Below are 25313 nucleotides of genomic sequence, written 5' to 3' on the forward strand. Positions count from 1 at the left end.
CGCAAGACCTGACACTGGCGGCGCGCTGGTTCGAAGCCGCCGCCCGCCAAGGCCACGCCCACGCCCAGTACATGCTGTATCGGATTAATGCCACCAGCGCCAATCTGGAACAACAGGAAAAAGCCGATTACTGGCTGAATCAGGCCCGCCACAGCGGCTACAAACTGGCCTTGCCGGCGCAATGAACACCCGCTTGAATTGAATAGGGAGACAAGTAAATGACGAACAACCTTCACGACACGCAAGCCGAACCCGTCAAAAACAAGCTGATGGAATTGCTGGATGAAGTATTGCAGCACGACGGCTTCGGCGAAATCCGCGTTGAGGTAAAAATCCTCAAGCGTCGGCAAAAGGAAGTGATATTGCACTGCGGCAAACAATACCGCTTTGTGGTGGACAGCGGCTTATCGAGCCAAGCTTGATACTTTCGGTTGGCGCGGTCCGTGTGGAAGTGCGGGAGAGTGGGAATAAGGCCACTTTAGCCTAATTAATTCCCCTCTTTGCCAAAGAGGGGCCAGGGGAGATTTTCTAAATAATCCCCCGATCTTTTTCTGCCCAGTGGGCAAGAGGACGACAGAGAATTCAGGACTAATCCGCGCACGGATGCGCATAACTAAACGAGTGTGATGGGGTCACATCAAAAAACCAAAAAAATAAGATGACCAACAGGCTGCGTGAGGCAGTTGCGGCATTTACATTTGAGAAAAACAGTATGAAAGCTAAACAACTGAAAAGACTGCAACACAGACAAGCGGGTTTCACCTTGCTGGAACTGCTGGTCGTTATCACGCTGATCGCTACGTTGGCGACTGCGGCATTGGTGGCGTATGAAGGACTTGGCGATAGCGCTCAAGCCACTGCGGCATCCAGCAGCACGGCTACTGCCGATGGCGCGATTCGAAATTACCGTGCAGTGACTCAACGTTACCCGGACCAATGGGATAACTTGGTCGTTGGTGCAGGCGCCAGCGCCGGTACAGCGCCTGCTTTCTTGGCCTCAGTAACCGCAAGAAGGTTTGCCAATTGGACATTGCCTGCCTCCACTAGTACTTTCCGCATAGCCGTAGTTGAAGCTTTGGAATCGGTTGGTATTTCTGAACTGCAACAACGTATTGTAGCCACAACCACAGCAGGCGTAGAGCCAAACTTGCAACATAACGAAGGTGCAGTTGGTCCTACACAGGTAAGTGAAGACGATTGGGCCGGAATAACAAACGTTGCGATCCTGCCAACATTTGGCCGAGACGCCGGTGGTTCTCCAGCAGCATGTACTTTGCCAGGAGGTATGCCGACTACCAAGTTGAGTGCTGATCCGATCAATATTGATGATGCTCTGCGTCAAAACGTCATCAACGACAACCTAGAAGACGATCAATGTAATCTAGTGATCGCCCTCGGCTTCGGTCACGACGCTGCGCATAGTACCAGCAACTCGTCCGTGGCGATTTCTACCGCACCGACCTTCGTTAGCCAAAACATCAATCCTGCCAACAGCTATGCACGCTACATCGCACTGTTCCATGTTGCCCAAGATGAGAATGAAGACGAAACTTTCACTGACGATGAAGTATTCAATAAAGCTCGCTTGCTGGCTGTCGTAGACACCGAAGGCAAAATGATCGACGAGAATTTAGCAGCTCAAAGCGCTGAAAACCAAAACGGCAATTAATTTAGTTAAGCCCTGGTTCCCACGGTCCGCCGTGGGAACCCCTACTAGCTCTGGGATTTGCTACAGAGTCCAGCGCTAGCAGGCACGGGGCATCTCGGAACTCCGAACAGTCATAGTTTGGATAGCGGGCATCCAGTGTGCTTATAAGCCTGTATGCGTTTCCATGCGGGAGCATAACTGCCATTAAGTTAAGCCGTCATTCCGGCAGGGATTGCCGGAATCCAGTTTACAGGGATGTAAAGCGCCATCGCCATCCCTGGCCTCTGGACCCCGACACCCGTTAGAGCACGAAGTTAATCCCAGCCGGGGTGACGCTCTGACTCTTAACTTAATGGCAGTGACGTGGGAGCGTACCCAAAAGGGCATAAATGGGAACGAGGCTCTTGCTGGTTTAGGTAATACATAAGCGCCACGCGCATAACAATTAAAGATTTACACATACGATGAAATCACTCCACTACTGCAAATTTCCACCGCTTAGCCTGTTGCTATTGGGCTTGTTGCCGATTTTGCCTTGGCTGGCGCCCTGGCATTTGCAACCGGTCATCACCTTTCATATGGAATGGTTGGCGGTCGCCGGCGGATTGCTGGCTTGTGCGGCGGTATTGCCCGGCTTATGGCGTAGCGCGCAATTGCAGCTACCGCGCACGCTGTGGTTACCGCTAACCCTGGCAGCTTACCTAGGCTTGCAGACCAAGCTGCTGCCGCAGGTCGTCGCCCCCCATGCCTATATGGGGATGGTCTATTTGGTCTGGGCCGCGTTGATGATGGTATTGATTGCCTGTTTGCGGCAACAGTTTGGCGCCGAGCGGGTCGGCGGCTGGCTGGCCGGCGGATTGGTAACAGCAGCCGTGCTGGTGGCCTGGCGAGAGTTGTTCGGGCGCTTATCCGGGTCAATCGGCGACTGGGGCGGCGTGGGCCAAGCCAACAATTACGGTGATTTGTTGGCCTTGGGCAGTGTGTCTTTATTGTACTGGCATGCGCTTAGCCGACTGCCACGCATAGTGTTTGCGCTATTGGGTTTTAGCCTGATGCTAGGCTTGAGCCTGACGCCTTCTCGCAGCGTTTTATTGTATTGGCTAGCGATATTTGTCATCGCTTGGCGCTACCGTTCAGCCTGGTTGAAACCAATCGGCTTCGGCTTACTAGGTTATCTGGCGTTGCAAGGTTTGTGGTCGCTAGGCGTTTTGCCCGACGCGCAATTGAGCTCGGCGGAACGAATGCTGCAACAAACCAGCGGGGTATCGCCGCGCTGGCATATCTGGCAAGTGGCATGGGGATTGTTTTTGCAACAGCCCTTGCTGGGCCACGGTTTTGGGCAATTCGACACCGCGTACTTTCAAGCTGGTCAGTATATTCCGGCACTCCCCACCTATATCGAACACGCGCACAACCTGATTTTGCACTTGTTGGCCGAACTGGGTCTATTACCGGTCATGTTGTTGCTGTTGGCGCTCAGCCGCTGGATTCGTCCGGTTCTCAGTGTTGGTGATGATCCAAAGAAGCAAGCGTTTAAAACTTGGTTGCTGCTGCTGGCGGCAATTTTGGGCATTCACAGTACGTTGGAATATCCGCTGTGGTATGCGCCATTTTTAGGCGTTGCCGCGATGGTATTGGGGTTGGGTGATGAGTTGAGCCGGCCGATAGCCTGGAACAAAACCGGCACTGTCATTTCCGGCAGCTGCATTGCTGCTGCCTTGTCCGTGGCGGTTGTACATGAAATCCACTACCTGCGAATGGAGCTGGCCTTGTTAGCGGCGGTGGCGCAACCCTCTCAGCAACGCTCCGATCATCTGGTGGCTGTCTGTCAAAAGGCGGCGACGCAAGCGCCTTTGCTAGAACCTTATGTGCCGATGATTTTTACCTTTACCGGTCAAGCCGATGATCTGGCAATGCGGCCGCAATTGACAGTGTTGGCGGATGTTGCCGTGCGTTTTGTGCCCGCCAACAACTTGGTGTATCGGTTGGCGCTGATGCAAGCCTTGAGCGGCGATCAGCACGCAGCCAAAACCACGCTAAGCAGGGCGTTGGCGGCATATCCGAATGATGCATCGAAGTTTATTGTCGACATTTTCCATCTCAAAGGCTCGGACAGTGGCAAGGTCAACTTCATGTTGCCGATGTTGGCTTCTAAGCTGGGCGCGAAAGTGGTCACCACCAGCAGCGGCGCGCCCGCCAAACAATTTTGAGTGAGGCGTTTAATCGGGTTGCCACGGTCCTCCGTGGGAACGATGGATGGCTAGGTTTTTAATTTTCACAAGCAAGTAAATGAGGTGTTTATTGTTTGTTCTTTCCAGGATGTTGCGGTCCGTAGCCCTCAGCGGTGTTGCCACCACGCGTTCCAAATCCATAAAAATCTGGCCGCAAGGCGGTTTTACGCTGCTGGAGTTATTGGCGGTGATTGCACTAATGGCGGTGGTAGCCGGCACGGCGGTGCTGGCGTATGAAGGCTTACAGGATCAAGGCCGTCAGGATGCCACACGCTTTGAAATGGCGGAAATCCGCAGCGCTTTGTTACGGTTTCGGCGCGATAGCGGCAGCAACGATTTTCCGGGGCAGGGTGTTTACGTCTGCGAGGACCCGGCAAACGCCGGCAAAATCAACCCGGATTTGGTCAATCTTCCCGCTGAAGCGGGCAGCACCGACGCTGCAAAACTGGCTTGGTGCGAATCCCCGGCCAATTTCTGGATGCTGTTTGCCGATTCCTTGGGCAGCGGCTGGAATCCCGACACCCGTCGCGGTTGGAACGGCCCGTATTTGCAACGCAAAAGCGGTTTGATGAGTTATGCCGGTGTCGATAATTTGTGGGCGATCACCGATGCTTATCAAGCCACCTATCTGCTGCTGGATTTGGATGATCCCTTCAAAGCCCGTCTGGTCAGTATCGGTCCGGACAAAACGGACAATAACCCGACTCCCGCTTCCTGCCAGATAACCGGCACAGGCGACGATACCTTGCTGTGTTTGTTGCGATGAACTTATTGATCCAAATCGCCCTACATTCTGCGGGTTCGACACGTCGAAGATCCGAACGCGGCTTTACCCTGCTGGAAATGCTGCTGGTAATTTTTTTGATGGCGCTGGTGGCCTCCACCGGATTGATGTTGACCGAAGGTGTGGAAGACCAAGCCAAATACGATGAAACCAAGCGCCGCATGGAGTTAATCCGCAAAGCCATCATCGGCGACCCGTCCCGCACGGTGAATGGTGCCCCGGAGATTAGCGGCTTTGTGGCGGATATGGGGCGCTTGCCATTATGTTTGGCGGAGTTGTTAAGAGTGGGTGATGAGGTGCTTCCTGCCACTGATCCGCGAACATTTGAATCGTCGTGCGACGATACCGTTATCGTTAGCGAGTGGAATCTGGATCAGGATACCGGTGTCGGCGTAGGCTGGCGTGGGCCGTATTTACAAGTTATTCCGGAATCAGGAGGCGGGCTGCGTTTCAGAGATGGCTACGGTAACGAAGGCGCGAATGCCACTACTGATGAGCTGAATTCAGGATGGGATTACAGCGTAACGGGAACGACCACCAGTTTAAGCAGTGAGGGCATGGATTTGACGGTTGCAAGCGATGACGTGTCAGCGCCGCAGTTGATTGTCAGCGCCGATTGGCAGGTGCAATTGCCGGCGGCAGTGAGTGTGACGTTTGAAAATCAGAGTGCCAATCCTATACCTGTCGCTTCGGCAACTAGCAACCTAAATCTTCAACTCCGGGTTTACTTGTCTGATCTGACAAGTGCAATCAAAGGTGATGACGGCACCACTGAACTACTTGCTTTAACACCTACAGAGCCAGTTTTAGCTAACAGTAGGAAATCAGTCAATTTCATTCTCGATACTACCCCAACAATTGCCATCGGCAACCGCGCATATGCGATTGTTTGTTACGAAGCTCCGCCTGCGGACCCAGACGATTTTGTGATTTTCGACGGCGATTGTGAAACCAGCGGAGCCAATCCCAACCCGAAGCCAGATATCACCAACATTCGCAGTTTCAGCGTATTACCACGCCAAACATTGAATTTGGCGCTTAAGTGGATCATTCCATGAGTCCACTTTTTCCGAATCGTTCTCACGATGCGTTCTCACTGCGGGCCTTCACTGCCATTAAGCCAAGGAAAAAGCTTCTTCTCCCTCCGGGAGAAGGTTGGGATGAGGGTGTCAAAATACAGCTTTTTTCCTTATTTATTCCCCTCACCCTAACCCTCTCCCAGGGGGAGAGGGAATCACCCGCTCTTAACGTAATGGCAGTGACGGATGACCGTGGGAACGAGAAGCGGCGGAGCCGAAAAATCACAGTACGGAAACAGCTACTTAATTCCCTAATGCCAAGCATCCATGAAATTTAATCGCTTTCTCCCTTTCGCTACCCCGTCGCAGCTATTGGTCTGCGAGACCGATGGTTTTTCGTTGCGCGCGGCGGTGCTGCGCCGTTCCGATCAGGACATGGAACTGCTGTATCAGGCAAAAACCGAACAGGTGGATATGGCCGAAGGCCTGGGCGATGTGCTGACGGCGCTGAAAAACCAGGGTTGGCAGGGCGGCGGTTCCGCGATTCTGTTGTCGCCGGCGGTGTTTTCCACGCTGGTGGAGTTGCCCGTCAATCCCCGCAAACCCCGGCCTTTGTTGCAGATGTTGGAACTGGCGCGGTGGGAAGCCGAGCCGCTGTTGCTTCAGCACGTCACCCGTTGGTCGGTGGGGCATTTATTGGTGGGCCAAGGCTATATGACCGAGGAACAGGCCAAGGCGGTGATGGATTTGCAGCAAGGCAAATCCAGGGCCGGCGGCGGCTTGGCGTTGGCCGAGCAGTTTTCGTTACGGCGTTTTGGCGATCTGGCGGTGGAGTTGGGTTACATCAAGCGCAGCCAGCTCAATGCTTGTTTGACTGGTCAGGAATGGCTGAAGGCTGCGGATGAGGCCATCGAAGTCGGCTGGGCGGCGCAGAGCGCGGTGGAAGACATACCCGGTACTTTCAATTGGCTGATTAGTTGCGTACATCAAAGCTTGTTACAGCGCTGGTCGGACGCTTTTGCACGGCAGGGTCTGAAGTTGCGGGCAATGTATCCTTTAACCGGTTGCAGTACGGCGCTGCTCCCCAGCACGGAAACCCACGCGGTGCTGCTGGAAACCCAGCCCGGTCTGGGTTTTAGCACGCGTATCGCCGGTAGCGGTTTTACCGCGTTGCGGCATTATTTGAATCTGCACAAAGCACCGCTGGATATTTGTCTGGAAAGCTATCACGCGCTGCATGCACCGCCGCGTGAGTCGGTCTGGCTGGCTAGTTGGCCGCCGGCACCGGAGCTGGCCGCCAATTTGGAACACATGCTGGAACTGGAGTTGCACCCGCTTACCCACGCTATCGTTGGGGACAAAGTCTCGCCGGGGATGGCCGGAGCGGCTTACCACGCATTGGGTTTGGCGGAGGACGAGCGTTGCGTGGGCGTGCGATTGGGCGGCCCGTTGCCGGCGCTGCGTGATCGCTTGGAGGTGCGAGCAACGGCGCTGGTGCTGGTGCTATTGGTGTTGGTCGGCGTGGCCGAGTTGTCGTTGTGGGTGCGTAGAAGCAGCGTCGACAGTTACAAGCAACAGGTAGACGCCAGCTGGCAGAGTATCGACGAGGCGATTAAACGCATCAACGCCCGAACCGCGGAAATCGGGGAGATTAAGGACAAGATCAAGAGCCTGCGAACCGAACAGTCGCGTCTGGAAAATCTGGCCCGCTTTTACGACGAAGATATTCCGGAGCGCATGGACTTGGTGAAAGGTGTGCTGGGTATGCTGCAAACGCTGGTTGACAATGAGGTGGTCATCGAGCGCCTGGACGAGCCGGATAAGTCGGCATTAAAGCCGGCGGCGAGTCCGGCAGCCAATCCGACCCTGCCGCCCAACCCAATCAATGACAAACGCATCGAAGCGGAAAACCTGGTGCTGGAGGCCTGGGCGCTCAGCGACAGTGCCGCGCAGACATTTATTAAGCGGGTGGGTGATGCCGCTGCCCGCTGGGATCTGCAGGTTCGTGAGCCCAAAGTGACTTTCGGCAAGGGCCCGCTGAGCAGTAACGGCTTCAGTATTTCCTTGCGGCTGGTCAAATTGGCCGAGCCGGACGGCAAAATCATTCGTTTATCCAATCCAAACCCACATGAAACTACCCCCTTTGAGTAATCGCGAACAATGGTTGTCGGCCTTGGCTATCGGCGTGATCGTCATCGGCGGATACGCCTGGTTGCGCTGGGTGCCGGCCAACCGGGAAATCGGCCAGTTGCAGCAAACCGCGGAAGCCACCGATAAGCGCGTACATAACGCCGAGATTCCGGAGGAGCCGGATGAGGATATCGAGCGCTTGAAGGGCCAGTTAGCGGAACAAGAGCGTTTGCTGGCGGCCATCAAGGATCAGTCGGACAGTGTGGAAAAACATCTGGCTCCGGACGATTCGCAGTTCCTGGTCGTGAATATTTCCAAAGTGGCGCGTGACGCGCAGATTCATGTGCGCGCCAATGAGGTTTTCAAAGCTGCGGTAAACAGCAATGCCGCGCCGGTTCCTGCGGCACCGGCAACCGGCAAGAAAAACCGGAAAAACAAACCGGCGACCGTGACGCCGGCGGCTCCAACCGCGCCCGCGACTGCCATGATTCCGCCGCTGAGTGCCGGTTGGGTTGCGCGCATGTCGCCGGGTTCCTTGTTGGAAAGGCCGCTGCGGCGCCTGGAGGTGGAGGGCTCCTACCTGGCTTTGAACCGGTTTATTCACGATTTGGACCGGCTGCCGTTTCAAGTGGCGGTGCTGCGCATCAGCGTTGAGCGCATGCCGGTGTTGGGGATGCCCGGTTATCCCCAACCGCTGCTCGCCGAAGTGATTTTGGCGCTGTAAGCGTATGGCTATCAACGATGAACATCTCTTGGAAGCCGGGGTGCGCTGCGGCTTGGTTGAGGCCGCGCAATTGGAACGCCTGCGCCTGGAAGCCCGTCGGCAACGCTTGAGTCTGCTGACCATGGTTCAGGCGCATTATCGCTTTCCCTTATCGGCGTTGCACCGGGCGGTGGCCGAGCAATACGGCATGCCGTATGTCGATCTGGATACGTTGCAGGTGGAAAACAGCTTGTTAAAAAAAATTCCCCCCAGTCTGGTGCAGCGCAAGTTGCTGTTGCCGGTCAGTGATGGCGAACAGGTGTTACTGATCTGCGGCGATCCGGGCGACCGGGCCGGGATCGATTCGGTGCAACGCTTGTTGGGTCAGGTATTGCCGTTGGCAATGGCCGATCTGGCTTTGTTGCAATTGAAGGTTAAGCACGTATTGGCCGGAAAGTCGGCGCCGGAACAAAGCGGCGCGGTGACGACGGAGACCGATACTGATTTGGTAGCCATGCTGGACGGCATTATCCGCGAAGCCTATTTTTACCGGGCTTCGGATATTCACTTGCTGCCGGATGCGCAGGGTCTGCGGGTCCGCTTGCGGGTGGACGGCAAATTGCGCGATTTTCCCTTGGTTGCCAACGCCGGCGCGGCTGCCGCTTTGGTATCGCGGGTCAAGGTGCTGGCCGGCTTGGATATCGCCGAACAGCGTATGCCGCAGGACGGTGGTTTTTCTTATCATTTGCCCCGGCCCATCGACAAGGGTTTTAACATTCGGGTAGCGACCGCGCCTACCCGGCTTGGCGAACGGATTACCCTGCGGCTGCTCGGTCAAGAGGCGTTTGGCTTGACGCTGGCCGATCTGGGCATGATGGATGAAGACTTACAGCAGTTTCGTAAGGTGATTCACCGTCCCTATGGCATGGTACTGCTCACCGGTCCGACCGGGAGCGGTAAATCGACCACCTTGTTCGCCGCGCTCCAGGAGATCAACCGGCCCGACATCAACATCATGACCGTGGAAAACCCCATCGAGTATGTGATGCACGGGGTTTCCCAATTGCAGACCGGGCCGAAAGTCAGTTTTGCCGACGCCCTGCGCTCGTTTTTGCGGCACGATCCGGACGTATTGATGGTAGGCGAGATCCGCGACCCGGAGACCGCCGATGTGGCCGTGAAAGCCGCGATGACCGGGCATTTGGTGTTCTCGACGCTGCATACCAATAACGCGGTAAGCGCCGTCACGCGCTTGATCGACATCGGTTGCGAACCGTTCCTGATCGGTTCCACGGTAGCAGCGGTGATCGCTCAGCGCTTGGTGCGCCGTTTATGCGGGCATTGCCGCAAACCGCGCTTGGCAACGCCTGCCGAGCAGGCGGAACTGGATAGAGAGGACGATGCCGTGCGGATTTACGAACCGGGCGGTTGTGTGATCTGTCAGGGCAGCGGTTTCCGCGGCCGGCTGGGTTTGTTTGAGACCTTGTGGCTGGATGAAACGCTCGCGCGCCTGGTGGCACGCGGTAGCGACGAGGAAACCCTGGAAGCCAGTGCCGGCGAGCGTTTGAGTTTTATGTGGGAGGACGGTTGCCGTAAAGTGCTTCTGGGCATGACCACGCTGGACGAGTTGCGCGATGTGGCGGTCCGCAAAACGCGCGGCATGCGCGGAGTAAACTGAGATGGCCGAATTTGTTTACACCGCCTTGGACGAGCGCGGTAACGAGGTCGGCGGCCGTTTACAGGCCGACGATATGGGCAATGCCGCCGCTCAAATCCGCCAGCGCGGTTTGCGAGTCTTGGCATTGCGGCAGGGGCGCGGCAGCAGCGGCTTTTTCGGCCAGGCCAATTTCTCGGATTGGTTGGCCTCGCAACGTTCGGTGTCGACCACGGCGCTGATTTTCTTCTTCAGGCAGATGAGCTTTATGTTGCGGGCGGGCCTGCCGGTCGCGCAGGCTTTGGAGTTGGCCCAGGCGCAATTGACCAACCCGCGCTTGAATTTGACTTTACGCCTGATGTTGAAAGACATTCGAGTCGGCCAATCGCTGTCGTCGGCAATGAGTAAGCACAAGGCAGTATTTCCGGAAATGGCGATCAATTTGGTGGTTGCCGGGGAAACCACAGGCGATTTGGACCAGATTATGGAAAGGTTGGCGATCCATCTGGATAAGAAAGCCGCACTGCGGGCGCAGACCATCAACGCGATGATTTACCCGGCGATTGTGGTGTTGGCGGCGGTTGGCGTCGGCATTTTCATGGTAGTAAAAATCATCCCCAAATTCAGCAAATTTTTGATGGGCAAAGGGAAGGCTTTACCACCATCCACCCAGTTGCTGGTGAATATATCCGATTTCGTGCGCCAGCATGGCCTGTGGCTGGCCGGCGGAGCGGCTGCTTTGCTGCTGCTGGTGATATTGATTTATCAAACCCGTAACGGCCGCTTATGGATAGACCGGATGTTGCTGCGGCTACCGGTGATCGGCTCGCTGCTGGTAACCGGTTCGATGGCGCAGATGAACTGGGCTTTGTCTATTTTGCTGCGTAGCGGTGTCACGGTATTTGAGGCGCTGAAAATCACTGCAAATCTGTTGGGTAACCGGGTTTATGTCGATCAGTTGCTGGCCGCGTCCAACCAGATATTAGAAGGCCGGGACATTGCGCGCAGCATTGATCATCCGCGCATTCCACCGCTGGTGGTGCAGATGATCGCCGTCGGTGAAGGTACCGGCGCGCTGGATGAGGTGTTACAGGAATTGGGGATTTATTACGAAAAATTGCTGGAAATTGCGATCAAGCGTCTGTCGGCCTTGATCGAGCCGGTGATGATTCTGGTAATCGGCTCGATGGTGGGCTTTGTCTATTACGCTTTTTTTCAAGCCTTATTCTCTTTGGTATCGGGGCAGTAAATGAGTTTGTCGAATTTAATCAAGCCGGTTGTTGGCCTTGCTTTTTCAATGACGGCACTGGTGGCACACGCCCTGGAAGCGCCGGCCACGCAGCTGCCGTTGACCGCGCCGAAGCAGTTGCGCGATCCGTTCACGCCCAGTGAATTGATGTACGAAACGGCGGGCGCGCAGGGCGGCACAACGGCTGGCGCTTACGGGTTTTTGCCCAATCAAGAAACCATGAAGGTGCCGAACCTGAAATTACGCGGTTTGTTGAATCCGTCCGGTAAGGCTTTTATTGCCTTGCTGGAAGTCAGCGGCGTGGGGACTTTTATGGTTCGCGAAGGTGACGAATTCAATTTCGATCCATCGCAACCCAAGAACGCGATCCGCGTCAGTAAAATTACCAGGCTCAGTGTGACCGTTGAAACCGGTACACTGGGTTCGATCAGAGTGTTGCGCTGATCGGCCTGAGTGACGGTTTATTTATTGAGTATGTTTAGATTGACGGCGATATGCGCCAATTCGGTGGTGGTCTGCACGTGCAGTTTTTTCTTGATTTGCGTTGCGTAGTTGGCGATGGTTTTATTGCCCAAACACAGGTGGGCGGAAATCTTCGAGACGGTCAGGCCTTGGGCCAATAGCCTGAATATATCGAATTCGCGCGGTGAGAACGCGTTGATTTGCGCTTGATACTGCGCATCGGCGGATGGTTCCTCTGCATGTGTAAGCAGACCGGGTTCCGCATAACTTTTGCCTTGCATAATGCTTTCTATAGCAGGCAACAATAGATTAGGCGCCATGTTTTTAGTGATGTAACCTTGCGCGCCGGCCTCGAAAGCACGACGCACGTAAACCTGTTCGTGATAGATGCTGTATACCAAAATTCGTGCATCGGCGTCCCGCGCGACGATCCTGCGAATCGCTTCCAGACCGCCGATTCCCGGCATGGATAAGTCCATGACCACCAAATCCGGTTTGTACTCATGGTAACGCTGAATGGCTTGTTCCCCGCGTTCAGCTTCAGCGACGACTTCGACATCGCCGCTAAACGACAATAGCATGCGAAAACCCGCGCGCACCACTGCATGGTCGTCGACTAATAATGTTTTTATGGTGTTGCTCATGGCAGCGTTGCGATGGGTTGGCGTCATAAATTTCGAAACGGGGGCTGTAGGTATACTGTGATGTTTCGGCCTTAAAGTTGACGGCTATTATCCGTGAGTAAATTCCTGGATTGCACTGGGAAAAATTCTTTTTATGAGCCGGGAAAATAGCGGTGGGGAATTGCAACTGACTATGCCAAAACTATCGCTTCATTTATGGATGATTCGGCGCTAAACGCGATTAGTTTAATGCTGCCAATAGCTGGCCGATCATGCTGTTGGCCTGGTTTAAGTAGCCGCTGCCGAACAGGTTTAGATGGTTAAGGATGTGGTAAAGGTTGTAGAGGGTTTTACGGGTTTTGTAACCACTGTCCAACGGATAAGTGGCTTGATATGCCGCATAAAAATCGCGGCTGAAACCGCCGAATAATTCCGTCATGGCCAGATCCGCTTCGCGGTCGCCGTAATAGCAGGCCGGGTCGAAGATTATCGGTTGCCCTTGCTTATCTGCGGCAGCGTTGCCGCCCCACAGATCGCCGTGCAGCAAGGAAGGATGCGGGCGGTAATCGCTAAAGAAACCGCCCATTTTTTCCAGCAGTTTTTCCCCTTGAGTTTGCAGTGAGCCGCGATAACCGTTGGCGGCGGCAAACTGCAATTGTTTGCCAAGACGTTGTTGCCGCCAAAAACTGATCCAGTCGTCGTGTCTGCCGTTATGTTGCGGGGTGGAGCCGATGGTGTTATCGATGGACCAGCCGAAATAGGCTTGCGGGTTTTGGTGCAGCAAGGCGAGTTGTTGGCCGAACAGGCTGGCGCTGCGGCCTTGTAATGCGCCCAATTCGATAAATTCCAACACCAGATAAGTGTGTTGTTGACATTCGCCAAAGCAAATCACTTTTGGTACGCGTACGGCGCCAATGTCGGCCAACTCTCGTAAACTGGCCGCTTCGGCAAGGAACATCTCCGCCAAGTCCGCGCGGTTTAATTTGATAAACCAGTCGATGTTGGCGGCTTGCAGCCGGTAAGCGCTATTGATGTCGCCACCGCCGACGCTGCTCAGGCGGTGGTTATGCAGAGATTGGCCGGTTTGAATTTCGAGATGGCTGACTAAATGTTGCAGCGCGGCCATAGTCGATTAACCGGTTATTTTGCCCAGCTGTCGCGCAAGGTGACGGTGCGGTTAAACACCAGTTTTTCAGGTGAGCTGTCTGCATAGTCCAGGCAGAAATAACCGGTGCGCTCGAACTGGTAGCGGGTGTCCGGCGTGGCGTTGACCAAGCTGGCTTCTACTCGGCAATCGCTCAATACTTCCAGCGACTTGGGGTTGATGCCGTCCAGGAAATTGTCGAGCGTGTCCGGGTTGGGATGGCTGAACAGACGGTCGTATAAACGTAGCTCGGCAGCCAGAGCATGTTGTTCGGATACCCAATGGATTACGCCTTTGACTTTGCGGCCTTCCGGATTTTTGCCCAAGGTAGCCGGATCGTAAGTGCAATGCAGTTCTATGATGTTGCCGGCAGCGTCTTTAATGACTTCTTCGCATTTGATGACATACGAGCCGCGCAGTCTCACTTCGCCGCCTGCTACCAAGCGTTTGAAGTCCTTCGGCGGGTTTTCCATGAAGTCGTCTTGTTCGATCAAAATGGTTTTGGAAAAGCTGACCTCACGGCTGCCCATTTCCGGTTTTTGCGGATGGTTGGCGATTTGGTAGGTTTCGGTTTTGCCGTCTTCCCAATTGCTGATCACTACTTTTAAGGGTCTTAAGACAGCCATTGCTCTGGGTGCGCGCTCATTCAAGTCTTCGCGAATACAGTTTTCCAAAACGCCCATTTCGATCCAGGAGTCATTTTTGGTCACGCCGATGCGCTCGCAGAAATCTCTAATCGCTTCCGGCGTAAAACCGGCTCGGCGCAGGCCGGAAATGGTCGGCATGCGTGGATCGTCCCAACCGTTGACGTGTTTTTCGGTAACTAATTGCAGCAATTTACGCTTGCTGACGATGGTGTATTCCAATTGCAGGCGAGCGAATTCGATCTGCTGCGGATGGCAAGGGGTTTGCAATTTGTCCAGCACCCAGTCGTACAGCGGGCGGTGATCTTCAAACTCCAAGGTGCAGATCGAGTGGGTGATGCCTTCCAACGCATCGGAAATGCAATGGGTATAGTCGTACATCGGATACAAACACCAGGCATCGCCGGTGCGTTGATGATGGACGCGGCGGATGCGGTAGATGGTTGGGTCGCGCATATTAATGTTGGGCGACGCCATATCGATCTTGGCGCGCAGCACATATTGGCCGTCGGCGAATTCGCCGGCGCGCATACGGGTAAACAAATCCAGATTGTCTTCGATGGAACGGCTGCGGTCCGGACTTTCCTTGCCGGGTTCTGTCAAGGTGCCGCGGTCGGCGCGCATTTGCTCCGGCGTGGAACTGTCGACATAAGCATCGCCTTGTTTAATCAACTGCACCGCGTAAGCGTAAAGTTGCTCGAAATAGTCGGAAGCGTGATATTTCCCGGCCCACTTAAACCCTAACCACTGCACGTCGCGTTCGATGGCTTCCATATATTCGACGCTTTCTTTTTCCGGGTTGGTGTCGTCGAAGCGCAGGTTGCAGGTGCCTTTGTTTTCGGCGGCTAGCGTGAAATTCAGGCAAATCGATTTGGCGTGACCGATGTGCAGATAACCATTGGGTTCGGGAGGAAAACGGGTGGCGACTTTGCCATTGTTTTTGTTGGCGGCCAGATCGGCGGCGATAATGTGTCGAATAAAGTTGGATGAAACTGGGCTATCGGAAGCTGACATGTTCGGGTAAATGGCTATGGTTATTTATGAGGTGGGCGGCGAATATCGAGTCAGTCGCCATTTTAACGAGTTTGGCCGGAATTCGTAAAGGCGGCATCATTAGCTGATTTCGCATCAAAATTGACGAAAAATTCATTGTAAGCGTTTGTATTAAAAGAATTTAACTAAATTATTAGCACTCTTGTTGATCGAGTGCTAGAATTTGGTCATCGTTAATTTATTCCACCGGAAACGAGGGTGATATGAACAACAGCTTGGCTTTACCGATCAATTTATCGGTTGGGACATTTGACTCTTATTTAAGTTTAGTCGCCCAAATGCCCAAACTCAGCGTCGAGCAAGAGCAGGACTTGGCGTTGCGTTACCGAGATGAAGGTGATCTGAACGCCGCGCGCGAGCTGGTTATGTCCAATTTGCGTTTTGTGGCGCATGTGGCCAGGGGCTACGCCGGTTACGGCTTGCCATTGGCGGACATCGTGCAGGAAGGCAATATCGGTTTGATGAAAGCGGTAAAACGTTTTGACCCGGACATGGGCGTGCGCTTGGTGTCTTTTGCCGTACATTGGATCAAAGCGGAAATTCACGAATATGTGATTAAAAACTGGCGCATCGTTAAAGTCGCTACAACTAAAGCGCAGCGCAAACTGTTTTTTAATCTGCGTAAATTCAAAAAGGACTTGAGCTATCTCTCCCAAGACGACGCGGAAGCGATTGCGGAAAATCTGGATGTCGATGTTAAAACCGTTTACGAAATGGAACGGCGTTTAGATGGCCGCGATGTAGGACTTGAGCCGACTGGCGACGACAGCGAAGATCATGTGCAGGCGCCTATCGCATATCTGGAACAGCATGGAGCCGATCCGGCTTTATTGCTGGAAAACAGCGACTGGGAAGACCGTAAGGAAGAATTGCTGATGGATGCCATGGCGGGCCTGGACGACAGAAGCCGGGATATTTTGGCTAGCCGCTGGCTGGTGGAAGAAAAAGCCACGCTGCACGAATTGGCGGATCGTTATCAAGTGTCGGCCGAGCGCATCAGACAGTTGGAACAAAACGCCATGAAAAAGCTGAAAGCAGCGGTGACCTTGGCGGCGTAAAAAATGTTTGGCATTTCTGAAAAACTCAGTATAATGCCGCTTTCTTTGCCGGGGTGGTGAAACTGGTAGACGCGCCGGATTCAAAATCCGGTTCCGAAAGGAGTGTCGGTTCGATTCCGACCCTCGGTACCATTGATTAGTGCAATCAAATGCAAAGAGAAGTACAAACCCGCAAGCCGCCTGGCTTAGCGGGTTTTTTATTGTTCAAAGAAGTTCAGCGAAATACGTGGGCGTGCAACTAAAAGCGTGTCCTTCTGTGTCCTTTTCTATAATGCTTCTTGCCGAGGACACACTATGGCTCTCCATCTCAATTAAAGATACGGTCTACAGAGCGGCAAAAGTGCACGATCAAGAATACTTTATCAACGATGGCGGCGGACTTTATCTCGTCGTCGGGAAAAACGGCACCAAGATATGGAAATTCATTTTCTCGTTTGAAAGGAAGCGGAAAAAACTCTCATTCGGTGTGTATCCGGATACCTCCTTGGAAAACGTCAGGCGCAAAGCCGAAGATGCCAGAAACAGCCTTGCCAACGGCATCGATCCCAGTCAAATCAGAAAGCAAGCCCGGGCTGAAATTACCAAAGCCGCAGAAAATCAGAATCGAGTAAACGCCGGCCTCCCCATCGTCAACAGCTTCGAAGACATCGCCCGGCAATGGATGGACTCAGCATCACATACAGTCCGCGATGTGACCAACCAAAAGAAAATCCGCCGTTTCGAACTCTACGTGTTTCCGGAAATCGGCCAAACACCAATAAGAGATTACGCTTCCAACGATCCTTGTCGGTCTGTGACTCGACCAGGGTTGGCGAGCGTGGCTTGAGTTTCTGATCGAGTAATTAGCCAAAGCCGGCAGCCGCCGGCTTTTTGCGTTCGCGTCTGTGAACAATTACCTCAAGACTGGCCATAAGCGCATTGAATCGCATGCACAGCACCAATAGATTGAGCTTACCAACTGATTTGGAGGGATTCTGATTAAGCCATATTGATTTGGCGCTGAGTTGGGTCAAAGTTGCTGTCAGGCGTAAACCTAAAATTCAAGGACGACACCACAGCATGCGAATCAGCCAATGGTAAGGTTGTTTTTGGAGAATTCGAGATGAATATGATTGCAGATAAAAGTTTTAGCGTACTGACGGCCGAGGAAATTTAGGCTGTTTCCGGTGGATGGTGTGGAACCGTTGTCCCAGGTACTTGGCCTAGACCGACTCCAACGCGAGCTCCCTGGTTACCCAGCATGATGTCCAAAATGAGTATCAACACTCAACCGTTATCGCCTAGCGCGGCTCGTGCAACATTTTTTTAAAATCGGCAACGCTGAACCTCTGTTGGTGGTTTGATCTTGCCCAATCACGAGATGAAAGCCGCTAGCCTTGGTTATCGGTTTTTCTTTTGAGGTATACCTGCCTGATTTGATGCATAATTAGCATTCGGTAGAGATAGAAAACAACCGGGAACATACCAGTAATGGTTTTTTAAAAGTTAAGAGTAATTTATGGCAGCATTAGTACAAGGTAAAGTTAAGTGGTTCAACGATGACAAAGGTTTCGGCTTCATTGAACAAGATGGTGGCAAAGATGTGTTCGTACACTTTAGCGTCATTCAAGGCAGCGGTCGCAAAACCCTGAGAGAAGGCCAGAGTGTGACGATGGAAGTGACCGCCGGAGCGAAAGGCCCTCAAGCGGAAAATGTGACTCCTCTATAGTGGCCATTTGGTTGCTATCATAGCGAAGCATCGAAGCCGGGTAACACCGGCTTTTTTTTGCAAAAACAAAAATCCAGATTCCGGTAGCCCCTATATTATTTTTACCTCTCTGCAAGCATCGAGTTTTAGCGCATCGACCCCCCCGAAAATTATGTCTCAAAAATCTGGCTCCAATTCAAAACGGACAGATTCTGCCCGCAAGATCTCAACACTAAAGGCGTTATGGCCGTTTATCCGTCCGTATCGGGGCAGAATGTTTCTGGCTTTTTGTTTGTTGTGCCTCGGCTCGGCAACAATTTTGTTAGTGCCTTTGGCATTCCGCGACCTGATCGATTTTGGCTTTGGGCAGCGACAGGCTGAGCAAGGCGGTTTGTTGGGTTCGCTGAGTATGGATGGGCACTTTCTGGCTTTATTCGGCTTGGCCTGTCTGTGGGCGGTGACGATAGCCGCGCGTTATTACACCGTCAGTTGGGTCGGCGAGCGAGTGACGGCGGATTTGCGCAGCGCGGTGTACGAGCGGGTGTTGGCCCAGTCGCCGCAGTTTTTCGAGACCTTACAAACCGGGGAAGTACTATCACGACTGACCGGCGATACCACGCTGATCCAGACCGTGGTGGGCAGTTCGATATCCATGGGTTTGCGTAGTTTATTCCAGTTTGTCGGCGGCATGATCATGCTGGCGGTGACCAGCCTGCATCTGTTCTCGCTGATATTGGGATTGATGATCTTGCTGACCTTGCCGATTTTGGCAATGGGCAGGAAAGTAAAAAAGTTGTCGAGGGAATCGCAGGATAAGATTGCCGATGCCTCGGCGTTGGCCGGCGAGATTCTCAATGCCGTGCCTATCGTCCAAGCCTATACTCAGGAGCGCCGCGAAGCGAACCGCTTCAGCGAGCGCGCCGAAATCAGTTTTCTCACCGCTGTCCGCCGCAGCCGCTTTCGCTCCGCATTGACGGTGATTGTCATCACCGCCGTGATGGGTTCGATCATTTTCGTGCTATGGATAGGTGCCAATCAGGTAAACGCCGGCATCATGACCGGTGGGCAACTGGCTTCTTTCGTACTCTATGCCACACTGGTGTCCAGTGGGGTCAGTACCATAGCCGAAGTCTGGGGCGATGTGATGCGGGCGACCGGCGCAACCGGGCGCCTGCTGGAGCTGCTGCATGCCGTACCGGCGATCATAGATACTGCCACGCCCCAGCCTTTGGCGGACGGCGACAAAGCGGCGATACAATTTCAGCAAGTCGGCTTCAGTTATCCGTCACGCTTACAAACCGCCGCGTTGGATAGTATTGATTTGAGCATAGCCGCAGGGGAGAGCGTCGCCTTTATCGGCCCGTCCGGTGCGGGCAAGACCACACTGTTCCAATTATTATTGCGTTTTTACGATGCCACCCATGGCACCATCCGCCTAAACGGTCAGGATATTCGTCACCTATCCTTGCAGGAACTGCGCGGCAAAATTGCCATCGTGCCGCAAGACGCGGTGATTTTCTCGACTACCGCGCTGGAGAATATTCGTTACGGTAGACCCGATGCCAGCGATGAAGACGTGATGGAGGCCGGTCAATTGGCCCAAGTGGCGGAATTTATCGACCGCTTGCCGGATGGCTATCAAACCTTTCTCGGCGAGCGCGGTACGCGCCTGTCCGGCGGGCAGCGTCAACGTATTGCCATTGCCCGGGCCATTCTGAAAAACGCCCCGCTTTTGCTGCTGGACGAGGCTACCAGCGCGCTGGATGCGGAGTCAGAAGTATTGGTGCAACAGGGGTTGAACGCTGCCATGCGAGGGCGCACGACCTTGATTATTGCGCACCGTTTGGCCACCGTGAATAAAGTCAGCCGCATCGTGGTGTTGGATCAGGGACGTATCGTCGAAACCGGCTCTCCAGATGATTTACGAAAACAAAGCGGACTGTATGCCAGACTGGCAAATCTACAATTCGATGTTCAATAGGATTTTTGCTTAGCGACACGTAATCGATATGGGTTTTTCGGATGTTAGTTTATTAAGTAATTTCGCTAGTTATCATTTGGAAGACTTCAAATCAGTGTCGGGTAGAGAGTAACTGTTTTTTGTCTATACTTTTCCCCCGTAGTTGTTGACAAGATCTTGCATGTCGCTGACTAGCTGTATCGAACTTTAAATAATCAACTCAATGGAGAAGCTAACATGCCAGATTTAGAAGATTTTCTTATTAAGCTCGAGCAAGATCCGGTCGTTGCGCTCAATGAGTACAACTTTAAGGTTGATGAAGAGAGCCTCGATTTCGTCCCTGGACAAATAGGGGTTCAAGATGAATATAAACAGGTAGATGTAACTCTGGTAGACGAAGCGCAAACCATCAAACTGCGCGCGATGACCTCGGGCGATTCTCCCCGAAATTCTCTAAGGATTTGGTATTTACCCTGGAAGCGTTGGGACGAGGTGAACCAGATGTCAGGTGTCTCGGAAGCTACGCTGGACAATAAAGGGCCGGGGATATTTCTGACATCTCAGCTCACTGGCTGCCGTTTCACCATCCAATATCACTCCGGTGATATGACCAAGGCCACGGTATTACATTTGGCAGGGAACTACGGCGAGAACCTAAAAGGTGCTCAGGCGAGGGAGAGTGTGGAGAGTGAGGCACTGACGAACGTGCCGACCGGAGGAATGCTACGCCGGCGCTATTCCATTGGTAGGTATTCGAAAAATCCGAAGTTTTTCAAGCTGCCGGTTGAAGGCGTACGGACATACTATGATGGAGAAAAGGCCACTGTGCTTGGTGTGCGCGGCAAAGATGGGAAATGGAAGTTCTTTGCCCAGCAGTATGACAGGAACGATGCTTTCATGAAGGATCAAGTTAAAGTATTGTGATAGCGAGTGAAGGTTCTCGCTGCGACGCCGTCAGGGTCTTGCTGAGCATTTCACTCTATCGGCGAGCGGCGAGATTAGTCATCCAGACCAGCGTTGCTGCTTTTGTCAGTTATGTTGTTAGGGAGTTGCTTCTGTTTATTAACGTGTTCAGATCTCCGCCGACAGTCGATAATCGCTAGCTTAGCCGTTACCGCCACCCGCCAAATCCAGCTATGTACAACAGATTGATAACATTTGTCCGAGACGATATTTGGCTGTTGCACGAGCAAGATTTGCCGTATGTTCAAGAAAAACTAATCAAGTATTTAAAAATCGTTATTTTGTCCTTGCAAAGTTTCGGTCTCGATCTTTGTCAGCTACGCGCCTCCGCTTTAACCTTGTACAGCATTTTGTCGATAGTGCCGGTCATCGCCATGTTGTTCGGGATTGCCAAGGGCTTTGGCTTTGAAACCATGCTGGAGCAAGAATTGTTGCAGCGTATGCCGGAGCGAGATGCTTTGGTGGTGCAGCTAATCGGCTTTGCCAAAAATCTGCTGGAAAGCGCTAAGGGCGAAGTGGTGGCAGGGATAGGCATTGTCGTGCTGTTTTGGACCATCATCAGCTTGATAGGCAATATAGAAGAATCGTTTAACTACATCTGGAAAATCGGCAAGGGCCGGACATTGGGCCGCAAATTTAGCGACTATTTGTCACTGATGCTGTTGGCGCCGGTATTGCTGATCGCTTCCAGCAGCATCACCGTCTTTGTTAGTACGCAGATCACCTGGTTTATTACCGTCATTCAATTGCCGGCGTTCGCCGGCTGGTTGGTGGTTAAGGCACTGAGTTTGTCGCCGGTCTTGCTGATGACCGCCTTGTTTTCCTTTACGTTTATTTTTATGCCTAACCATAAAATAAACTTTCACGCCGGTATTCTCGCCGGCGTGGTGACCGGCGTTAGCTATCATCTGTTGCAATGGGCGTATTTGAGTTTGCAGATAGGCGTGTCGAGTTATAACGCCATTTACGGCAGTTTTGCGGCGTTGCCCTTATTTGTGGTTTGGCTGCAAAGCTGTTGGATGATCGTGTTATTCGGTTGCGAGATGGCGTTTTTTACCCAAAACTATCAAACCTATCGGAATAACAACCGCTTTGCCCACTTAAGTTTTGCGTTGAAAAAGCTGGTGGCCGTGCAAGTCATGCATCTGATAGTCAAAAACTTTGGCCAGTTGCAGGCGCCTTTAAGCGCCGCCGAAATTGCCGGCAAGCTGGCTATACCCATTGCGATTGTTCAGGAGGTGCTGGCGAAATTATTGCTCAGCCGCCTTATTGCCGAACTGAAAGAACCGGACAACAGCGACGAGGTCTATTTGCCGGCGGTCGATATTCATATCTTGACCATCAGCTTTGTGATCAACGCGCTGGAGCAATGCGGGCAAAATCAGTTGCCGGAAAGCAATCAGGAGCCACTGTTAATCGATGCGGTCGAAAGCTTCAAAAGCATGATCGAAGAGTCGGAGCGCAATCTGCTTCTAAAAGACATTTAGCAGCAGGGTACGCGACGCTTACTTAATCAGGCCCTAAAATTTCCCCTGGTCGTCATTCCCGCGAAAGCGGGAATCCATTGTAGCCAGTGGGCTCCCGTCTGTGCGGGAGTAATGTATTAAGGTAGACGGCAAAACCTTTAGATTTGCGTGCTATTCAATGAGGGTTTGGGAGATTCAGGTATTCTGAAAACGTCAAACCCGCACCGGCGTTGGCAGGTTTTTAAGGTGGGGATAGCGGCGGCTGCGGTTCGCCGATTTCGTCGATCAGCACTGTCTGGCCGACCGACAAGCTGCCGGGTTTGTCGTGCAAAGCGTTTTGCCCAAAGTAGACTTTGTTTTGCCATTTGCGCAGACGATTTAGCGTCGTCAAGGGTTCTTTGCCGGTTTCGGCGGTTAGTGGGTCTATGGTGGGTACCGAACAGCGCGAGCAGGGTTTGGGTAATCTAAAACCAATATCGTTGATGGTAAGCCGCCGCCAAGTATCTTCGGCATAGCTGTCGCAATCGGCGACGACTAAATTCGGCCGAAAGCGAATCATGTCAATTGCCAACGGCATGGCTTGGTTGAGGGCGTTTAAGGAATTCTCCGACACGATCAAAAACGGAAAGCCGTCGGAAAAAGACGTTTGGTCGCTGTCCAAAGCATAGTTAGGATCGACCTTGCGAATATCGTCATCGGTTTGGTAAACCAGTCGGCAATCGGTTTGTAAAAAATCGCTTAACCAGGCATCGGCATTATCGCCGCAGGTTTTAGCTATACAACGGTCGTGCCAGACCACCACTTCAATGTCATCGCCGTCTAGCGCTTGTAAGGGGAGGGCTAAATCCGCTTGGTTTGGTGCCGACAAAATCAGTTGCTGGTCTGCAATGCAGGTTTTGATCAACGCCATTTTCGGTAAGCGGCGTTGGCTGAGGAACTGTCTATCGCTGTCTATCAGCATCCATTTTCTATCGTACAGCAAGCCCTTGTGATCAACCGGCCAGTGAGCCACCCGAATGCCGGCCAGCGATTTGACCGGGTATACATAAATTTCACTGAGTATCGGCATGTTATTTTATTGTTAGCTGAATAGCAGATCGGTTTGGGTATGCAGTAAATGCTCGGCCAGATGTTTTTCAATGTTGTCGAACTTGATGCCGTAACGGCCGTTTTCGCGGTCGCAATGTACCACGAGAGCTGCTATATCGAAACGCGTACCGTCGCTGAATAATAAATACAGGAATATCCGCTTATTCTTGCCGAGTTTTTTCTCGCTGAATATCGCCGCGCCGCGGCTACTCACATCCCGCAATACGACTGGAAACAAGCGCGGAAACCAGATACTTTTGACTTTAACGGCGGCACGAATGTCGTTGCGTAGATAGCGAACCGCACTGCGCTTGTTAGACCATGAGCTATCAATCGTAACCTCTTGATCGAGAAAATCTAAAGAGAAATCTGGCTCAGACATGGCGAACGCGGCGAATGTAAAGGTGGCTAAGTATTGATGTTAAACCATTAAAATTCAATAGAGCTTGTCGATTATTGACCGAGCCCGGCCGAACCGAATCCGTTAAAATAGCGCTTTTGTGTCGTTCCGTATCGGATTATGAAAAAAATTGCGATTATTTCATTTTGTTTTTGTTGGATTGTAGCGTTGTTGCTAAGCGACGCAATTGCCGCCCCTGCCAAGAAAGCCGCACCGGCCAAGCCTCAGATTACCAAACCCGCGGAACCCGCCAAACAGCTGATCAAAATCGGCTATTTCAGTCAGGAGCGGGCAGCGCCGGCCGCCTTATCCAACCTTGATCCGTTTATTCAGAACAAAGGCCAAATCGGTGCCGAGCTGGCGATTGCCGATAACAATACCACCGGGCAATTTACCGGCCAGCACTACGAATTAACAAAAGTCGTGGTGCCGGTTGGCGGCGATTTACAGCAGGCCTTTAATCAACTGGGAGATGATATAGGCCTGGTGGTGTTGAACGTGCAAGCCGACCAACTAAATAAGCTGGCCGACTTGCCGGCCGCGAAAAACAAATTGTTGTTCGATGCCGCTACCAGCGACGACGACTTACGTAACACGGATTGCCGCCATCAGGTTTTGCACATACTGCCCAGCCGGGCGATGCGCGCCGATGCGTTGGCGCAATACATGTTGAAAAAGCGCTGGCAAAACTGGTTTTTGGTGACTGGTCCAACGCCGGAAGACAAGTTATACGCAGCAGCTATTAAACGCGCGGCTAAGAAGTTCGGCATCAAACTGGTCACGGAAAAAACCTGGACCAACGATTACGACGCGCGCCGTACTGCCCAATCCGACGTGCCGGTTTTCACGCAAGTGGATGATTACGACGTGTTGGTTGTGGCTGACGAGCGGGGCTTGTTTGGCGAATATCTGGACTATCGAACCTGGAAACCGCGCCCGGTGATCGGTACCCAGGGTTTGGTTGCGACCGCCTGGCATAGGACACACGAGCAATGGGGCGCGGTGCAATTGCAAAATCGCTTCAAGGACACTGCCGGTCGCTGGATGGAAGAGGAAGATTATGCGGCCTATTTGGCAGTGCGGGCCATAGGCGAGGCCAGCGTCCGCAGCAAATCGAACCAGACTCAGGCGATCAAGGATTATGTGTTCTCCGAAGCGTTTGCATTGCAGGGTTACAAAGGCATGCCTTTGTCGTTCCGGCCGTGGGACGGTCAACTGCGGCAGCCGGTATTGCTGGCCGCGCCGCGATCATTAGTGGGCGTGGCGCCGGTGGAGGGCTTTTTGCATCCGAAGACCGAGTTGGATACTTTGGGCCATGACCAGCCGGAAACGGCTTGTAAATAGGT

The 25313-nt window shown here is 53.0% G+C and carries 23 protein-coding genes and 1 tRNA gene; 19 read left to right on the top strand and 5 right to left on the bottom strand.

The window, feature by feature from the left end:
• From NP589_RS06605 to NP589_RS06655, 11 genes are all read left to right on the top strand, one after another.
• The coding region (locus NP589_RS06605; RefSeq protein ID WP_443190050.1) for a hypothetical protein at window positions 1-185 on the top strand (185 nt) is incomplete at its 5' end.
• A gap of 33 nt (window positions 186-218) precedes the next feature.
• A complete protein-coding gene (locus tag NP589_RS06610) occupies window positions 219-422 on the top strand; it encodes a hypothetical protein (RefSeq protein ID WP_256606260.1) in 204 nt (67 codons plus the stop codon).
• A 236-nt stretch (window positions 423-658) separates the two neighbouring features.
• A complete protein-coding gene (locus NP589_RS06615; RefSeq protein WP_256606261.1) occupies window positions 659-1669 on the top strand; it encodes a type II secretion system protein in 1011 nt (336 codons plus the stop codon).
• Between the two features lie 443 nt (window positions 1670-2112).
• Window positions 2113-3858 carry a PglL family O-oligosaccharyltransferase gene (locus NP589_RS06620; RefSeq protein ID WP_256606262.1) on the top strand — a complete coding sequence of 582 codons (1746 nt, stop codon included), beginning with the start codon at window positions 2113-2115 and terminating at the stop codon, window positions 3856-3858.
• Window positions 3859-3967: 109 nt separating this feature from the next.
• Window positions 3968-4645: a type II secretion system protein gene (locus NP589_RS06625; RefSeq protein ID WP_256606263.1), complete on the top strand. Its 678-nt coding sequence runs from the start codon at window positions 3968-3970 to the stop codon at window positions 4643-4645.
• Window positions 4642-5721, top strand: coding sequence for a type II secretion system protein (locus tag NP589_RS06630; protein ID WP_256606264.1), 1080 nt, complete (start codon window positions 4642-4644; stop codon window positions 5719-5721). Before NP589_RS06625 ends, NP589_RS06630 begins: the two co-directional genes overlap by 4 nt.
• A gap of 288 nt (window positions 5722-6009) precedes the next feature.
• Window positions 6010-7833, top strand: coding sequence for a hypothetical protein (locus tag NP589_RS06635; protein WP_256606265.1), 1824 nt, complete (start codon window positions 6010-6012; stop codon window positions 7831-7833).
• Entirely contained in the window at window positions 7811-8536 is a 726-nt protein-coding gene (locus NP589_RS06640; RefSeq protein ID WP_256606266.1) for a hypothetical protein, read from the top strand. The genes NP589_RS06635 and NP589_RS06640 overlap by 23 nt, the downstream gene beginning before the upstream one ends.
• A gap of 4 nt (window positions 8537-8540) precedes the next feature.
• Window positions 8541-10193: a GspE/PulE family protein gene (locus NP589_RS06645; protein WP_256606267.1), complete on the top strand. Its 1653-nt coding sequence runs from the start codon at window positions 8541-8543 to the stop codon at window positions 10191-10193.
• Between the two features lies 1 nt (window position 10194).
• The gene (locus tag NP589_RS06650; protein WP_256606268.1) at window positions 10195-11418 is read left to right on the top strand and encodes a type II secretion system F family protein; all 1224 of its coding nucleotides are present in this window, start codon (window positions 10195-10197) and stop codon (window positions 11416-11418) included.
• Complete coding sequence (locus NP589_RS06655) at window positions 11419-11862, top strand: hypothetical protein (protein WP_256606269.1); 444 nt, start codon at window positions 11419-11421, stop codon at window positions 11860-11862. It abuts the gene before it with no gap.
• Window positions 11863-11879: 17 nt separating this feature from the next.
• On the opposite strand, the gene NP589_RS06660 is transcribed toward NP589_RS06655, so the two are convergent.
• The 3 genes from NP589_RS06660 to NP589_RS06670 form a co-directional block, all read right to left on the bottom strand.
• Window positions 11880-12524 (bottom strand): response regulator transcription factor, encoded by a 645-nt coding sequence (locus NP589_RS06660; protein WP_256606270.1) that lies wholly within the window; start codon window positions 12522-12524, stop codon window positions 11880-11882.
• Window positions 12525-12744: 220 nt separating this feature from the next.
• Window positions 12745-13629 carry a fructosamine kinase family protein gene (locus NP589_RS06665; RefSeq protein ID WP_256606271.1) on the bottom strand — a complete coding sequence of 295 codons (885 nt, stop codon included), beginning with the start codon at window positions 13627-13629 and terminating at the stop codon, window positions 12745-12747.
• A 14-nt stretch (window positions 13630-13643) separates the two neighbouring features.
• Window positions 13644-15305 carry a glutamine--tRNA ligase/YqeY domain fusion protein gene (locus NP589_RS06670; protein ID WP_256606272.1) on the bottom strand — a complete coding sequence of 554 codons (1662 nt, stop codon included), beginning with the start codon at window positions 15303-15305 and terminating at the stop codon, window positions 13644-13646.
• 242 nt (window positions 15306-15547) lie between these two features.
• Between NP589_RS06670 and rpoH the strand changes: the two genes are divergently transcribed.
• The 7 genes from rpoH (at window position 15548) to NP589_RS06705 (ending at window position 22499) form a co-directional block, all read left to right on the top strand.
• Window positions 15548-16402 (top strand): RNA polymerase sigma factor RpoH, encoded by an 855-nt coding sequence (rpoH, locus tag NP589_RS06675; protein WP_256606273.1) that lies wholly within the window; start codon window positions 15548-15550, stop codon window positions 16400-16402.
• 47 nt (window positions 16403-16449) lie between these two features.
• Window positions 16450-16534 (top strand) — tRNA-Leu (locus NP589_RS06680).
• Between the two features lie 139 nt (window positions 16535-16673).
• A complete protein-coding gene (locus NP589_RS06685) occupies window positions 16674-17228 on the top strand; it encodes a tyrosine-type recombinase/integrase (RefSeq protein WP_256606318.1) in 555 nt (184 codons plus the stop codon).
• Window positions 17229-17900: 672 nt separating this feature from the next.
• On the top strand, window positions 17901-18110 hold the full coding sequence (locus NP589_RS06690; RefSeq protein WP_064010690.1) for a cold-shock protein: 210 nt from the start codon (window positions 17901-17903) through the stop codon (window positions 18108-18110).
• Window positions 18111-18363: 253 nt separating this feature from the next.
• Window positions 18364-20070, top strand: a complete 1707-nt coding sequence (locus NP589_RS06695) for an ABC transporter transmembrane domain-containing protein (RefSeq protein ID WP_256606274.1) — start codon at window positions 18364-18366, stop codon at window positions 20068-20070.
• 216 nt (window positions 20071-20286) lie between these two features.
• On the top strand, window positions 20287-20973 hold the full coding sequence (locus NP589_RS06700; RefSeq protein WP_256606275.1) for a hypothetical protein: 687 nt from the start codon (window positions 20287-20289) through the stop codon (window positions 20971-20973).
• 212 nt (window positions 20974-21185) lie between these two features.
• Complete coding sequence (locus NP589_RS06705) at window positions 21186-22499, top strand: YihY/virulence factor BrkB family protein (RefSeq protein WP_256606276.1); 1314 nt, start codon at window positions 21186-21188, stop codon at window positions 22497-22499.
• A 220-nt stretch (window positions 22500-22719) separates the two neighbouring features.
• On the opposite strand, the gene NP589_RS06710 is transcribed toward NP589_RS06705, so the two are convergent.
• Both NP589_RS06710 and NP589_RS06715 read right to left on the bottom strand, forming a co-directional pair.
• Window positions 22720-23547, bottom strand: coding sequence for an MOSC domain-containing protein (locus NP589_RS06710; protein ID WP_256606277.1), 828 nt, complete (start codon window positions 23545-23547; stop codon window positions 22720-22722).
• A 12-nt stretch (window positions 23548-23559) separates the two neighbouring features.
• On the bottom strand, window positions 23560-23949 hold the full coding sequence (locus NP589_RS06715; RefSeq protein ID WP_256606278.1) for a PilZ domain-containing protein: 390 nt from the start codon (window positions 23947-23949) through the stop codon (window positions 23560-23562).
• 138 nt (window positions 23950-24087) lie between these two features.
• Here NP589_RS06715 and pedA1 point away from each other — a divergent pair, with 138 nt between their 5' ends.
• Window positions 24088-25311 (top strand): lanthanide ABC transporter ABC transporter substrate-binding protein PedA1, encoded by a 1224-nt coding sequence (gene pedA1, locus NP589_RS06720; RefSeq protein ID WP_256606279.1) that lies wholly within the window; start codon window positions 24088-24090, stop codon window positions 25309-25311.
• The last annotated feature ends 2 nt before the right edge of the window (window positions 25312-25313 follow it).

This window comes from Methylomonas rosea (assembly GCF_024505055.1).
Taxonomy (GTDB): domain Bacteria; phylum Pseudomonadota; class Gammaproteobacteria; order Methylococcales; family Methylomonadaceae; genus Methylomonas; species Methylomonas rosea.